We start from the raw sequence: 14,592 nt of genomic DNA, 5'->3' as shown, positions 1-14,592 counted from the left end.
ACATGTATCTTTTCACCCTCGAATACTTGCTGATCTATATGTAATCTAACTTTAACAACGGTCTCATGGTTTAAAACACCACTTCGATCATTTGATAGGAACCAAGATATTGAATATTTCTTATAAAACCTACAACATCACCGTTTGTGCGTGATATTTCAACATCCTCAGGTCTAAAACCTACATATTCAACATCTGTCATTCCAAACATCTTACCATGAAGAACATTACTCATGCCGATAAATGTAAAAGCAAAAAGACTTTTTGGTCTCTTATATAAAACTTTATATCACTGAATTATTACTAAAATTATTAGATGAGCTTTAGAATTTATAAATTAATTTTCATAATAATGATCGTTACTCTGATTATAGAGATAAGTATTATTATGATAAGTAGTACGTTTGACATCAATAAGTTGTTTAATCCTAAAATGTATAATTACAGCTTCCAATATCTTATCTCAGTATTAATACTAGTAGCTATAATTTTCATAATCATAGTGGCTTTTGCATATTATACTTTTATTTTTCCCAGAATATTTTACAAATAATTTTATAATGGATCATAAGTGTTCCCTAACTCAAAGTTAAAAAAAGTTTTTATTTTTATAATTTACCTATGCTGTCAGGTATTTTTATTGCTATTGTTTGAAAGCCTTCTCCTTTATTTGCGCCTATTATGTCAAATTCTTCTGGTTTTGCTGGATGCTCGTAGAGATATTTTAGATGTATGAAAGCGCTATAGATGTGAGGAACATCTTTTCCTAACCTATCATTAAATGCTGAGACGTACTCTATGATTCCTTCTGGGTTTATTATGACTGTACCTCTCTTTGTCATGCCTGTATTTGTGTTTAGGAATCCATAGGAAGATGAAATTTCTTTCTTTATGTCCTCAACCAATGGAAATTTCACTCTACTGACTCTTGGACTTGTGTCAAACCATACTTTATGTGAGAATACTGAATCAGTACTTATTGCTAGAATTTCTCCATTATTTTCTTTAAACTTATTATAATATACTTGGAAAGCCTCTAAATCAGTAGCACACACAAATGTGAAATCTCCAGGATGAAACGTTAATATTACCCATTTTCCTCTGTAATCGCTTAGTTTTATTTCTTTAATTTTATTTTCATCTGGAAAATAAGCTCTACTCTTAAACTCAGGTGCTACAACACCTACGTCTATCACTTTACTTCACCGAGGATATGCTAAAAAACAAAGTAATAAAACTAATCCCGAAAATATACGGGATTAGTATTCAAAAATAAGTTCAATTAAAAACCATAGATGAATATTTAATAAAACTAATTGGCATTTTTCATGTCTAAAGTTGGGTAGTTCGGTAGTCTCTGAACAGATAGATTTTTATAGATGTTTAGTGCATTCCGTATTTGATGAGCGGAGCACCGAATGGGCTTACGCCCAATATGTGGTGAATAGCACAGGATGAGGGGATTTTTCGTTGACCCAGAAAGCCCTCTATGAAATTGAGGGGGAAGGGACGAAAGTCCATGAATCCCACAACGGTGGATTACCTGTTCTTTTAGGTAACTCTTTATCATACCAAGTTCTGACACTGTTAAAGCAGAACCCACTATAAGCGTATAAGAACGATCCACTAAAAACATCATTAATAAGCTTGGCGATTCGCTCAGAATCAAAGTCCTAAGTTCTCTTGCTCCCTCTGCTCAGGAAGCATGGCTTCCTATGGGGGCAGGCTGATTAGGTGTGAAGATTGCGGTTTAATCACGGATAGGGATGTTGTAGCTGTGCTGAACCTTCAGATGTGGGGAACTGGGTTCACGAAAGCACTCGATGAGATGATAGAGAGGGAAAAGTTACGCACGTCTATCAAAGTACATAACTTAGAACCTGACATGGTTATAACTTCGTAAGAGTATCACCAAATTAAATTTTGACGTAGAAGAATCCTTGTTTTTTTAATAACTTGTATGCGTTGCTAGTAATTCCAGGAGCTACAATACCGCCTCGGATATTTTGATTAGATTTTTCACGCATATAATCTACGTAACGTTTAAGTTGAGAAACAGCTTGAAGTTGGGCTTGGCCTCTTTTAAATTCTAGGATGACGTAATTTCCATTAGAGTCTTTACCTAATAGATCAATTTTTCCATATGGAGTTTCATATTCACGTTCTAGTGGTATGAAACCTTCTTCAATTAAATTGGGTTTTTTAATGACACGTTCGACAAGTTCTGATTCACTACCCCATAATCGAAAATCTCCTGTTCCAACTCTCATAATAGTCATCGTATAGACTAATGGAATTTTAATAATAAGTATTTCATAAGGAGTTCTACGAATGCCCTTGATCACAAGTTCATCCTCAATAGCCATAGCACTAATAATAGTACCTGGTGGTTGCCAGTTTATTGGTTCGCGTTTCTCCCGTTCATGAATAATGAGAACTCCGTCAGGCTTAATTAAAATTAATCTATCAGCATAATTGGCTAATGAAGATGCTCGTCCTTCATAGTCAATTTTACAATACGCAAAAATTGTAATAACATGTGTTCTGCAATATTGGTTTATTAAATTGCTTGCATCTCTAAGCTCAGGCTGATCTACTATTATATAAAGATCACTCATTTTATTTTAAGCAATATCAACTAATACATAAACTTTTGGGATATCTTTTTAATCTCTTGCATTAATTTTAGATTTAGGTGATGAGATTTAGATGGAGGTATTTTGAATAGAGTAATTAGTGCTTTATCTGAAGTAGAGTTAGGTACGCAATGGCCTGCATTTTTTATTGATAAAGAAATTATGCCATATCTTAATTCATCAACGAAAAAAATGTTGAAGATGGCATCTTGGATTATAAACTTTTCACCAATCATTTCAAGATTTAAAACGTTTAGTATGATGAATAATGAAGAGAAAAAGAAATGGTTGTCGAGTATTAAAGGTGAAAGTTTTACTTATGATATGATTAACCTTTTAGAATTCTTTCTTGGTGCAGTTTATTATGTAAATCAAGAAAATGCGATAAAAATAAATTATAGAAGAGAGCCTTATGTTTCGCCATCGCATGAGATTGCTTCATCACCAGCACTCTCCATACCTTTAAAGGTTCTTAATAAAAAATATGATGTAATAATAGTTGGTAGTGGTGCAGGTGGTGCTGTAGCTGCATGGAATTTTGCTAGAAAAGGTTACAATGTGGCTATTTTTGAAGTTGGTCCTGAACCCACGCGGGAAGAATTTCTAAATGAACACCCAGTATATCGAGCGTTAAAATATTATTGGAATAATGGAATGACGTTCACGTGGGGGTCACCGATAATAGATGTTCCATTTGGACGTGTACTAGGTGGCACAGTTACTTTAAATTCCGGAACAATATTTCGTATTCCAGATGAGGTTCTTCTAAATTGGAGAAAAGAGACTGGTGCTAACATTAAAAATGAGGAGTTGAATTTAGCCTATGAAGTCATAGAAAGTAAATTAAATGTAAAAGCGATCCCACGACACTTACTCGGAAATAATGCTTTAGTTATGATGAAGGGTGCTGAGAAGCTAGGGTTAAATCATTATCCAGTGAGAAGGCCTCTTGGAAACTGTCATGGCATGGGAGAATGCGCGTTTGGCTGTCCATATAATGGAAAGTTAGATATGAGGCTTACGTTTCTTAAAGAAGCTATAGAGCATGGAGCATCAGTTTTTACTTCTTCAGAAGTTAAGAAAATAATCATTAATAATGGAAAAGCTCAGGGTGTTTTAGTTAACATTAATAATACTCACGTTATTGTTGAGGCTAAGGTTATTATAGTTTCAGCTGGAGCTGTCAATACTCCTAAGTTATTGAGGATTTCGGGTATAAAAAATGATAATATAGGAAAGCATCTTCATATACATCCAGCTGCTGGCGTAACAGCTATTATGGATTATCGTGTAGAGGGTTGGAGAGGTACTATGCAATCATATTGCGTAGATAATTTGTTAAGGGAATTTCATACACTTCTTTTAGCAACATTTCCTCCGCCAGGAATAGGTTATAGTGCTGGAAGCTTATCCTTCTCTGAATTAGACAAATACCCGTTTTTAGCATCCATAGGAGTTCAAACTAGTGATGATAGTGAAGGCAACATATTTGGACGACGTATAACTGGTATTGCTACATATAACGTGAAAGAGCGGGATATAGAGAAAATAAAAGAAGGAATTATTCTTTCATCAGAAATATTGTTTGCTGCTGGTGCAGTGAAAATATTTTTGCCAATTAAAAAGCTGAGCGGTATAAGTAACATGTTAAGTATTAAAAATGTTCTAAAAAATGCTAAACCTAAAGCATTTAAACTTAGCGCGTATCATCCTATGTCAACTGCTCGAATAGGCGGAGATCAAGATATAGGCGTTGTTGATCTTAATGGTAAAGTGTATGGATACTCTAACTTACATATTGCAGATGCGTCAGTCCTTCCGTCAACCACGTATGTAAATCCTCAATTAACAATAAATGCACTAAGCCTTTTAATAAGTGAAAAAATCATTAAGGAGATATAATATGATAAGAGATAAATTTTGGTTTATAATTAGATTGCTTTCATTAATCGCTTTCCTTGGTTTCATCTACACAGGAGTATTATTTGCTCTAAAACCGGAGATATTCACAGGAAGATTAATTTCACCAGATTCAGCATTTTGGCACAGTTTAGCTTTAGCATTCATGGCAACAGTATCAGTGTTAGCTTTGCTAGTTACGATTAATCCCAAAAAGTATTTAGATATGTTGTTACCATTAGCTATTGGTAAGTTTGTATCATCATTCTCAAGTCTTTATTGGTATATCCATTTCAATGTTAACTTTTTGATGTTTAATGTCTTAACAGATGGCATAATAGCATTAATAGCATTAATTCTTTATAGTATAGTTAAAATTCATAAACTTTAATTACTGTTACATTATCATAAAACCATTAGCATTCATAAAGTTGATGGTTATGCGATATTCTATTTGTGAGGGGCTTTCCGATGGTACATTGCTAATTGAGAAGTTAGATATCAGTTCAGAAACATTTTAGAGAAACTATACGTTATTATTTATCCCAAGAACATTTCTCTTTAAACGTCAATCTCTAGCTCTCTAAGTTTTTCTAAAGTAGGGACACCATTTATCCATCCTCTAAGTTTATAATACTCTCGTTTCATTTCATCCAGTTCCACTACATGACCTTTCGCAGTCCCTTCGGGCATGGGTTCCTTTAAAAACCTTACTGGTAATGTGTCATCCTTATCTGTAAAACCATATTTTGATATGATGAATCTTTCTAAATTATAAATTCGCTCACCGATCCTCATTAATTCTTCCTCAGAAAAGTTTAAACCAGTAACAGCTGATAATAATTCTGCGTAATCAGATGGTCTCAGAGCGTACGTTGAAAATAAGCAATTAGCAGTAGAATTAACTACACTAGTAAAATCTTGGAACCACTTAACCCATTTAGCCTTACTTTCTATACTTAATGGATCTAATTTCTCAGGTATGCCCAAGGCCTCAGCGTTAAAAACATAACCAGTAACGTGACACCCTCCTCGGTTTGAAGTAGCATATCCAAGTCCCATGCCTTTTGATCCGCGAGGATCGTAAGCAGCAATTTCTAAACCTTTCACACTCATAGATAATTCAGGAGCGTTAAAAAGTTCTGCAAGTCTTTTAGAACCTAATGCTAAATATTTACCAAACCCTGCTTTATAGGCTGTTCTCCACACAGCTTCAACTACAGCACTCGCGTTACCAAACTTAAATTCGATGTTGTCTGTGATCTCATTATTAATATAGCCTTTCTCGTATAATTCCATGGCCGTAGCGATTGTAGAACCCATAGAAATAGTATCTAATCCTAAATCATTACACAAATGATTCGCTTTAATAATAGCCTCCAGATCATCAACACCAGTTGCACTTCCTAAGAGTGCAATGGTTTCAAACTCGGGGCCTTCAGTTTTAAGAATCTGGTATGGTCCTGATTTTACTTGCGTAACACGGCCGCATGCTATCATACATCCCCAACATGCTGATCTTCTTAGCAAATATTTTTCACTTACAATCTCTCCACTAATTTTTTCAGCATTACTGTGATAGCCATATTGAAAGTTTTTATAAGTCAGTATGCCCATTTGATTAACCAAATTTACGGCAGATGCAGTACCATACATGCCTAGTATAGTGCTTGTAACTAAATTCTCTCTATGTTTGTCGTAAGATTTCCTAGAGAACTCTTTAAACTTCTTAGGATCAAATACCTTAATATGCCCAGCAGAAGATGATGATACTATTATTGCTTTAATTTTCTTAGAACCCATAATCGCACCAATACCAGTACGTGCCGCAGATCTATAACCATTCATCAGACTTGCAAATAAAACTAAATTCTCTCCAGCAGGACCTATGCTAAGAATGCTTACAAATCTTCCGTCAACGCTTCTCTTTAATGTACCATCTGCATCCGATACAGTCCTGCCCCATAAATTTGATGCATCATGAATATTAATCTCTCCATCAGTGATTGAAATATAAATTGGTTTTTCAGATGAACCCTTTATGATAAGAGCATCGTAGCCTGCAAATTTAAGATATGGGCCAAAATCTCCACCAGAGTTAGCACTAGCAACAGAACCCGTGAGAGGCGATCTAAGAGCCATTACGTGAAACCTGCCAGGTGTTGGAAAAACTGGGATACCTGTAGCAGGGCCAGTAGCAATCACTGCAACATTCTCAGGACCAAAAGGATCAACAGATTTGATGCCCTTTTTTTCCAATTTTTTTAGTTCATTATAGAGTATCGCTAAACAAAAACCCTTACCGCCAAGATACTTACGAATAATATTTTCATCTGTTGGAAGTATTTTAATTTCATTCTCAGAAAGATTAATCTCAGCAACTTTACCAGCAAGACCATCAACCATTACATATCATTATATAATATCATAAGGAGAAAATAAAGTTATTGCACGTATTTTAATAGTTCTTATCACTTCTGAATATTCATTAAGTTTGTATTAATCGCAACTTAAGATCACGTCATTATGCTATTTAAAATTAAATAAGGAAGTGGGGAAGAAATGCTACATTTGTGTCGTTAATCCTTTTTATCATAAATTCGTTTTCAGTAAAGACAATGGCGCTCTTTGGCCTGTATGTATTAATGAAGCTTAGAAAACCTCTTTTTATTTTACCAAAACTTTTCACTTCAACTGGTATTAATTGATTCTGTAATTCGATAATAAAGTCCATCTCAGCTTTTCCACTAGTTCTCCAGTATTTTACATCAAAGCCTAGCCCTCTTAATTCATTAAAGATAAAATTTTCAAACAAGATACCTTTATCTGTCCTGCTTGCTAAAGGTAAGAAATTGTTAATTAAGGAATTTCTTAAACCAGTGTCTATGAAATAAACTTTCTTTGCTTTTCTCAACTCTGTAACAAGGTTTCTGTAAAATGGTGAAACAAAAGAAATTATGTAAGTATTGAGTAGTATGGAAAGATAACTCTCTAATGTCTTGTAATCTATCCCTATCTCTTTCATTAAAGAGGATAACTCAAGCAAAGAACCTGTGGTTAAGCTGAGATAATTAAGGAGTTTCCTGAACTTTTCGATTTCCCTTACGTTTAAAAAGAAGAAAACATCTTTTTCTACGTATGTTCTCATTAAATTTTTCAATAGCTCAGCTTTTATTTTCTCATCTTTTTCCTTCACTATTGCAGGGAATCCACCAAAAATTATATATTCTTCGAGTAGAGAACTGAATTCCCTTTGAAAAACCGGCGAGACCTCTATCTTCTTACCATTAAGAATAAAAAGTTTTACTTGATTCTTAAATTCGAGAAAAATTTTATGCAAATCCTTCGCTTTCCATAATAAAAATTCTTCAAAACTTAATGGGAGAAGCTCAAAGTATATAGCTCTTCCAACCAAATATTTTCCAACCTCAACTTTTATGTCAAAAGAACCTGACCCAGTCACAACAAATTTAAGCTTCTCAGAAAACAGATCAAAAAGCAATTTTATGTTCTTCCCTACTTTTCTACTGTATTGCGCCTCATCTAAAAACAGAATTTCTTTACCTTCTTGCAAAAACCTCAGAACAAATTCTTTTGGAGCCTCCTCAAAACTTCTTAACATGTCTTCATCCTCAAACGTGACGTACACACCACCATATTTTTCCCTAAGATGCAAAAGTAATGTAGTTTTGCCACTCTGTCTAGGACCCTTAATTATTAAAACCTCTTTCCTCTCAATCCATTTATCCAATTCTTCTTCTAGTTTTCTTGGATAATATTCCATAAATATCTCTAGCAAAATTGGACTTATAAATTTTTCTGACATTATTTATTATTCTCAGTGCTTAATCATACCAAATTCTGACACTTTAGAGCAGAACCCACTATAAGCGTATAAAGCTGATGATATAAAAACAATCATGATGATAAGTTTATTTTCTTAAATTTTAAGTACCCAAGAGTTGCTGGTGCTATGATCCACACTAATGATGAAAGGATTATTGCAACATTGTTAATCGTTGTAGTTTTTATTGTTAAAAGACCATAATTGTTTTCTATGAAGTATGTTATAAAGTTATACAATCCGTTAGGATTAAAATAATACATTAGATATAATATATCAAAGTAATTAGACTTTGTACTGAATGCAAAGAGTATGGCTACTACAGCCCAAAATACATAAAAAAGCATGTAAAGCCCTATGGATAATCCCAGATATACTGCAGATTTTAGGAATGTCGAGATACAGTACATTAATGAGAAGAATGCTATTAATGATCCAGAAATACCTATATAAAGTATTAAGAAGTTATAAACATCAAGGGTTTTACCTATAAGAATATTCATAGAAACGTATGTTACAATTATTAATATTCCTGAGGACACCAACACAGTCAATAATCCAGCAATGTATCTATTAATGTAGATATCTCTTCTAGTTACCGGTCTAGCTAATAAAAATTCTAATGCTCCAGTACTTCTAGGTTTGGCAATCATTGTGTATACTAAATAAAGAAAAATTATAGGAAAGAATTGTGCAAAAGGACTTAACGAAGAAATTGTTGATGAAACTATTCCGGATTCAGCATGGGATACTAATGAATACATGAATGAAACATAGACCGATGAATTCCCCCTCTTAAAGTTCAAGTAAAGAAAATTATTGGAGGAATTTATATTGATATCAAACACAGATATGTAATCTGTGATTTTTCCCAGATAGTTATAAGTTAGGTTTGATGGTGAAATTGGAGTTCTAGGGGGAATCTCAGTACCCAAAGCAATAGTTGTATAATATACATCGTAGTTAGGTTTTGATCCATATTGGCCCGTCATAGCTATTACTATAGTTCCTGTGCCAGCGTATCTGTCTACATTTGTAAGTATAACACTTATGGAAGGAAAATTAACGTTCGAATAATATGACCCATATGTAAAGGATGATGGTTTTACAAAAGCTTCCGAGAACGAAAACTGTGGTATACTGATAGATGTGTTACCAATGCTTGATTTAACGTCCAGTGCTAATATTCCTTGAAATCCCAGTACAAATGAGGATGTAAAGTATCCTGATGAGTTAGTTGATGTAGAAGCTATGATTGTTTTGTTATTTAAGTTTGATATGTAAACATCTGCATTTGGTATGCCATTGCCATTTCTATCCAACACGGCTCCGATTATTTTCATTGTCTTGTTCTCTGTATTAATAGCTACACCAATAACACTAATGCTTGCAGTTTGTGGATTTATCAAATTAGCGACAAGGTAAGAGAGTCCTACACCGGCCAATGCAAAAATTATTATAAATAGTAGTACCGAGCGTCTGAAGAAAGCTCGTTTGAAATCATAGAAAACCGTCCTCATGCTCTCATCCCTATTATTTGGAAGAATATGCTCTCTAGATTTCCAGATGTTTTATTCACTTCATACACTTTATAACCTTCGCTTACAAGTTTCTGTATAAGTTTTGACGTGTCACCATTAAAATTATGAATCACTATATAACTTCCCTCAATTTCTACAGTTCCAAAATCCGATAATACCCTTATTACTTTTTCGTCAATTTTATCAAGAACTAGTTTTACAGATTCGACCGGAGAATACTTCCTAATGTCTTCAATACTCATTTCTCTAATAATCTTACCTTTATGTATAAAGATTACTTTGTCAGCTATTGTCTCAACCTCAGAGAGTATGTGTGAAGAAAATAAGACTGCTTTGCCCTCCCTCTTAAATTTAAGTGTTAAATCTCTAAAAAATGCAATACCCTGTGGATCTAGACCGCTGAGCACTTCATCGAATACGAAGTTATTTGGATTTGAAATCAGTGAAACTGCTAATGCAAACCTTTTCTTCATACCTAAAGAATATTGCTGGAGTTTCTTATTCTCAACACCTTCAAGACCTACTTCCCTGAATAATTCTTTAGCAATCTTTTTTGCATCATTACTACTAATACCATAGTACCCAGCTAAATAAGTAAAATAATCTACTGCATTAACATCATGCTCAAATATAGGAAGTTCTGGGACCCACCCTAAATTTTTCGATGCGATTTTCTTATCCTTTGTAACAGAGTAACCATCTATGATTGCATCACCGGAATCAGGATTTAAGACGCCTGCAACGATCCTAATTGTTGTAGTTTTACCTGCACCATTTAATCCAACATATCCAACAACTTCACCATTATTCACATGAAAACTAACATCATTCAATGCTATAATGTTACCAAAATGTTTTACTACATTATTTAATTGTATTGCCATCCCACTCAGATGAACAACATCGGCAAACATTTAAACTTTTTGTTTTACTTTTTTAGAATTCAGAGGAAACGAAATACTAAAAAGATTTAGCATCAACACCACTAAGCAAGAGCACATGAATAATAGCCGATCTTTTACAACAAGTACTATTGGTATTAACTCACGCTCATAATGATGACATTAGAATAAACGGGCACTACCATTATTTACTTCCACTAAGGATTAAGAAAAATTTTAGTGTTCAAAAATGCAAAACAATAATATCTTTTATCGTGATGACATTAATCGCAGTAATCTTCACAATATTGATAATAAAAATAACAAAATGGAAAGAACTGAAATAAAAACGAACTAAACATCAGCATTCTTTTTCACTAACAAACCCTTCAAAATATTAAACCTAGGAGTTTTTGATGCATAAACAAGATAAACATTTCCAAACCTTCTAATAAGATCTGCTTCTTCTTTCAATGCCTGCTTATAATACAGAAACAATAAGACAGGATACATTAATAATGTGAGGATCGTCGGCCATTGCACAATAAATCCAGTTAATATAATCATCAAACCCAAGTACTGAGGATGTCTAACATATGAATAAAAACCACTAACAACCAACATATCTCTTCCCTTATAAATACTAATCCAACCACCAATAATCATTATAAGCCCAGCAACTATCATTATAATACTCACAAACATCACTATAAAAACTCCGACTTCAAGATTCACACCACCATAAAGATTTAAAAACACAGCCCACAAGTGTCCCGTTAAACCACTAGGCGCAATATCAACGCCTAAGAAAGATGAAATAATGTAAATCGTAAGCGGAACGCCAAACATTTCAGTAAATAATGAAATTATAAAAGCTTCAGTCAAACCAAAGGATTTCCAATCCAACCTCTTTGGCCATCCAATAAACACAAAAAATATAAAAGATGCTAAAAGAATCGATGCAACAACAAGTCCCCAATTACCATACCATCCTGTACTACTGAATATATCATCAACTACCAACATTACCACATATCTAAATTCAACATATCCTATTTAAATTTATTGCTTCACCTAAAAACCGCCAATTCTTCGACAGATGGCGCAATTTTTCGAGTTACTAGGGTTTTTATGAATATATGATTCTTCATATGCATCTAAGTTAAAATAACGCTGTTCATAATCGATAGCTTTATATTTTTTGTTTTTGCTTTACTTTTGAGTGAAATGATACCTACTGAGCTTGAACCGTATTGGGGTGCAATTCTCTTGCTACTCACGTTTGTTGATGGTTTAATATTCGGAATTGCAATAAAGAGAGCTCTCGCATCAGCAATACTTTTCATAATTGGAATTCTGTTAGCGGGGTTTATAGGGCTTTCATTACCATTACCATCATCAGAAACTCTTACAAAAACAGTCTTAGACTACCTCATGCAAAATGTAGGAACACTTTACAACAGAATAGGTACAATTGTGGTAGGATTACCAGTACTCTTTATCATAGGATTATTGGTCGGACTATTAAAAGGGTAAACAAATTAGAAATAAAGTCTCCCAGAGATGTCAGAACTAGAAGTCTTACTTTTAGAGATAAGGTTTGAATGTTCATAGTTTTATTATATTGTCCATTATCTTTATTATTTCAGACAGTTTGTTTGACTCATTTATATCAAAATCTCTAAATTGCTCTTTGTAAAGTTTAACACCACTATAAGCATTGCCTATAAATGTTTTAGATTTATTTATGCATTGGATAATTCTTGATACAGAGCCTTTGTGAAGATAAATTGTGATGTCGTTCATTATTAAAATTTCTGTTGGATCATTGAGATAATAGTTTAAAAATTGTTCTATAATATCTTTATTTTTTTCTGCTATTAAGAAAAGTTCTTCTGATGTTTTAGCAGAGATTCTAGGTCCTCTTATTCTATCATCATGAAAATATCTGATAGAATTTACATTTATATATTCAGAAACTTTACCCCCTATTGCTTCACTGCGAGGTGGTGCCATATCAATTATTGTGATCTTCTCTTTTAAACCAATATCAATGAAGAGTTTCACGATCAGCGCAGTAATTCTTGTTTTTCCCTTTCCAATATCACCTATTATTAGAGTTCGTTTGTGCAAAAGATCATGAACACTGATCCTAAGGTTTTCCAAGAATATTCTCCCTCGAATAACCGGTGCGGTATAGAACCGTTAATATGATAAACCCTATTACGGATCCAGTCGCTGAGCTTGCTAGCCAGCCCATGTAGAAAATTATTAAATTAGAAATTCTAGTGTTAATTAATGGAGCAACTAGGTATATTGAGACTGTAGCACCAATTAAAACAGTACCTATTGGTTCTGTAAATGACGCTATCAGCTTCTTTTGATCTTTAAACATTCGCTTGAATAAATAGTGGTAGAATAACCCTACAATGAACCCCCCAGGTAACCCACCTGGTATAGCAAATATCGTTCCTGTCCCTAGGCTTATCCTAATTATTCCAATAAAAAATGCTATTACAATGGACCACAAAGGCCCTAACATAATACCAACTATGACATTTATCATGTGTTGCGTGGGGTTTGCTTTGCTTGGACCTACTTGAAACCAAGTGAATGGTGAAAGCACCACCCCTAGTGCTATAAAAAATGCAGCTAGTGCAATTTCTATGCTTCTTTTTCTAGAATTTTGAAGAAACATTTTCTCACCTCTTAGGAGAACCAAGGATTTCTAGAGTCTTAAAGAACATTGGCCAGAAAGGATCCTGCTCTGGTCTCGAAATTTTTTCTTCATAATTATCAGTAACGAGGGTTACCTTACCCTTATCGTCGGTAATTTCACCAATAACTTGTGCATCGATACCTTTATTTCTTAACAATTCTAATGCCTCATTAACTTTTGATGGCTTTATTGTTGCTATTAATGTCCCTTCACTTATTGCAGCATACGGATCCGCTTTTACGCCTGTTAGTTGTGAAAATGCATCTATAATTTTTTTGACGTCATCCCTTATGAAAAGCTTATCCTTGTATATTTTTATTCCTACTTTGCTTGCCTCTACTATATCATGTAATGCGCCCCAAACACCGTATTCTGTCGCATCATGCATAGAGGTTACACCAGTTCTTAAACCCACTTTCGCTAATGTTAAAGCATCATCAACAACACTTTGTAAGTAGAATATATTACTAGCTTTCATGGCAAAATCCTTACCAAATCGCTTTTCCACGAAACTTAGAAACATTACTGACAATATTCCAGCAGCTTCAATAGCAGGTCCTTTCGTCATAATGACTTTATCACCAGGCTTAGCCATTTCAGTCGTAACATAACCATTTTTAGGAGCGATTGCAAACATTGCAGCGCCACCAATCATTGGATAATCAATCCCTGCATACTTACCAGTATGACCAGTAACTACTGACACGCCCAATCTCTTACATTCTTTATGAATACCTAACCATAACTTGGTAAATTCATCTCTAGTCATGGATTGAGGAAGGTTGAGATCTATGGCTAAATATCTTGGTGCAACCCCAGAATTAGATACATCACTAGCAAGTATATGTACCGCAAACCAGGCACTCCTATCCCAACCATATTCAGGAACAACAAAAATTGGGTCACTTTTTATAATCAAAACCTCTCTTTCATTTAACTCAACAACACCAAAATCAACACCATGCCTAGGACCAACGATAACACTTAGGTCAGTTGATCCTAGGTTTGGATAAATTATCTCATCAAAAATATCAGGCGGTAACTTCCCAAGTTTAGGCAATTCACCCATAAA

At 34.0% G+C, this 14,592-nt stretch carries 15 protein-coding genes and 1 pseudogene; 5 read left to right on the top strand and 11 right to left on the bottom strand.

Annotated elements, in window-relative coordinates; genetic code table 11:
- Positions 1 to 70: 70 nt before the first annotated feature.
- Complete coding sequence (locus QW128_02140; protein MEM3832386.1) at positions 71 to 235, bottom strand: hypothetical protein; 165 nt, start codon at positions 233 to 235, stop codon at positions 71 to 73.
- Between the two features lie 81 nt (positions 236 to 316).
- On the opposite strand from QW128_02140, the gene QW128_02135 reads away from it, so the two are divergent.
- On the top strand, positions 317 to 553 hold the full coding sequence (locus tag QW128_02135; GenBank protein MEM3832385.1) for a hypothetical protein: 237 nt from the start codon (positions 317 to 319) through the stop codon (positions 551 to 553).
- Between the two features lie 55 nt (positions 554 to 608).
- Here QW128_02135 and QW128_02130 read toward each other — a convergent pair whose 3' ends face one another.
- A complete protein-coding gene (locus tag QW128_02130; GenBank protein ID MEM3832384.1) occupies positions 609 to 1,196 on the bottom strand; it encodes a peroxiredoxin in 588 nt (195 codons plus the stop codon).
- 497 nt (positions 1,197 to 1,693) lie between these two features.
- On the opposite strand from QW128_02130, the pseudogene QW128_02125 reads away from it, so the two are divergent.
- Positions 1,694 to 1,903: pseudogene (locus QW128_02125) on the top strand (hypothetical protein).
- 13 nt (positions 1,904 to 1,916) lie between these two features.
- On the opposite strand, the gene nucS reads toward QW128_02125, so the two are convergent.
- Positions 1,917 to 2,618: an endonuclease NucS gene (gene nucS, locus QW128_02120; protein MEM3832383.1), complete on the bottom strand. Its 702-nt coding sequence runs from the start codon at positions 2,616 to 2,618 to the stop codon at positions 1,917 to 1,919.
- A gap of 102 nt (positions 2,619 to 2,720) precedes the next feature.
- Here nucS and QW128_02115 point away from each other — a divergent pair, with 102 nt between their 5' ends.
- Together QW128_02115 and QW128_02110 are read left to right on the top strand one after the other, a co-directional pair.
- Positions 2,721 to 4,538 carry a GMC family oxidoreductase N-terminal domain-containing protein gene (locus QW128_02115; protein ID MEM3832382.1) on the top strand — a complete coding sequence of 606 codons (1,818 nt, stop codon included), beginning with the start codon at positions 2,721 to 2,723 and terminating at the stop codon, positions 4,536 to 4,538.
- Position 4,539: 1 nt separating this feature from the next.
- On the top strand, positions 4,540 to 4,926 hold the full coding sequence (locus QW128_02110; protein MEM3832381.1) for a hypothetical protein: 387 nt from the start codon (positions 4,540 to 4,542) through the stop codon (positions 4,924 to 4,926).
- A gap of 170 nt (positions 4,927 to 5,096) precedes the next feature.
- On the opposite strand, the gene QW128_02105 is transcribed toward QW128_02110, so the two are convergent.
- The 5 genes from QW128_02105 to QW128_02085 all read right to left on the bottom strand — a co-directional run bounded on the left by QW128_02105 (position 5,097) and on the right by QW128_02085 (position 11,827).
- Positions 5,097 to 6,941 carry an aldehyde ferredoxin oxidoreductase family protein gene (locus QW128_02105; GenBank protein MEM3832380.1) on the bottom strand — a complete coding sequence of 615 codons (1,845 nt, stop codon included), beginning with the start codon at positions 6,939 to 6,941 and terminating at the stop codon, positions 5,097 to 5,099.
- 133 nt (positions 6,942 to 7,074) lie between these two features.
- A complete protein-coding gene (locus tag QW128_02100; protein ID MEM3832379.1) occupies positions 7,075 to 8,319 on the bottom strand; it encodes an ATP-binding protein in 1,245 nt (414 codons plus the stop codon).
- Positions 8,320 to 8,453: 134 nt separating this feature from the next.
- Positions 8,454 to 9,899 (bottom strand): ABC transporter permease subunit, encoded by a 1,446-nt coding sequence (locus QW128_02095; protein MEM3832378.1) that lies wholly within the window; start codon positions 9,897 to 9,899, stop codon positions 8,454 to 8,456.
- Positions 9,896 to 10,804, bottom strand: coding sequence for an ABC transporter ATP-binding protein (locus QW128_02090; protein MEM3832377.1), 909 nt, complete (start codon positions 10,802 to 10,804; stop codon positions 9,896 to 9,898). The genes QW128_02095 and QW128_02090 overlap by 4 nt, the downstream gene beginning before the upstream one ends.
- 351 nt (positions 10,805 to 11,155) lie before the next feature.
- On the bottom strand, positions 11,156 to 11,827 hold the full coding sequence (locus QW128_02085) for an isoprenylcysteine carboxylmethyltransferase family protein (GenBank protein MEM3832376.1): 672 nt from the start codon (positions 11,825 to 11,827) through the stop codon (positions 11,156 to 11,158).
- A gap of 192 nt (positions 11,828 to 12,019) precedes the next feature.
- Between QW128_02085 and QW128_02080 the strand changes: the two genes are divergently transcribed.
- Positions 12,020 to 12,337, top strand: a complete 318-nt coding sequence (locus QW128_02080) for a hypothetical protein (protein MEM3832375.1) — start codon at positions 12,020 to 12,022, stop codon at positions 12,335 to 12,337.
- 72 nt (positions 12,338 to 12,409) lie between these two features.
- Here the strand turns inward: QW128_02080 and QW128_02075 are convergent, their stop codons facing one another.
- From QW128_02075 to QW128_02065, 3 genes are read right to left on the bottom strand one after another with little or no spacing between them, the layout of a single operon-like run.
- Positions 12,410 to 12,967 (bottom strand): hypothetical protein, encoded by a 558-nt coding sequence (locus QW128_02075; protein ID MEM3832374.1) that lies wholly within the window; start codon positions 12,965 to 12,967, stop codon positions 12,410 to 12,412.
- Positions 12,954 to 13,499, bottom strand: a complete 546-nt coding sequence (thiW, locus tag QW128_02070; protein ID MEM3832373.1) for an energy coupling factor transporter S component ThiW — start codon at positions 13,497 to 13,499, stop codon at positions 12,954 to 12,956. Before thiW ends, QW128_02075 begins: the two co-directional genes overlap by 14 nt.
- 4 nt (positions 13,500 to 13,503) lie before the next feature.
- Positions 13,504 to 14,589 carry an AIR synthase family protein gene (locus QW128_02065; protein ID MEM3832372.1) on the bottom strand — a complete coding sequence of 362 codons (1,086 nt, stop codon included), beginning with the start codon at positions 14,587 to 14,589 and terminating at the stop codon, positions 13,504 to 13,506.
- Positions 14,590 to 14,592: the final 3 nt, after the last annotated feature.

This window comes from Thermoprotei archaeon (assembly GCA_038881895.1).
Lineage (GTDB): Archaea > Thermoproteota > Thermoprotei > Gearchaeales > WAQG01 > JAVZOV01.
Note: the sequence above shows the minus strand (reverse complement) of the source record. Positions and strands in the feature narration are given on the sequence as shown.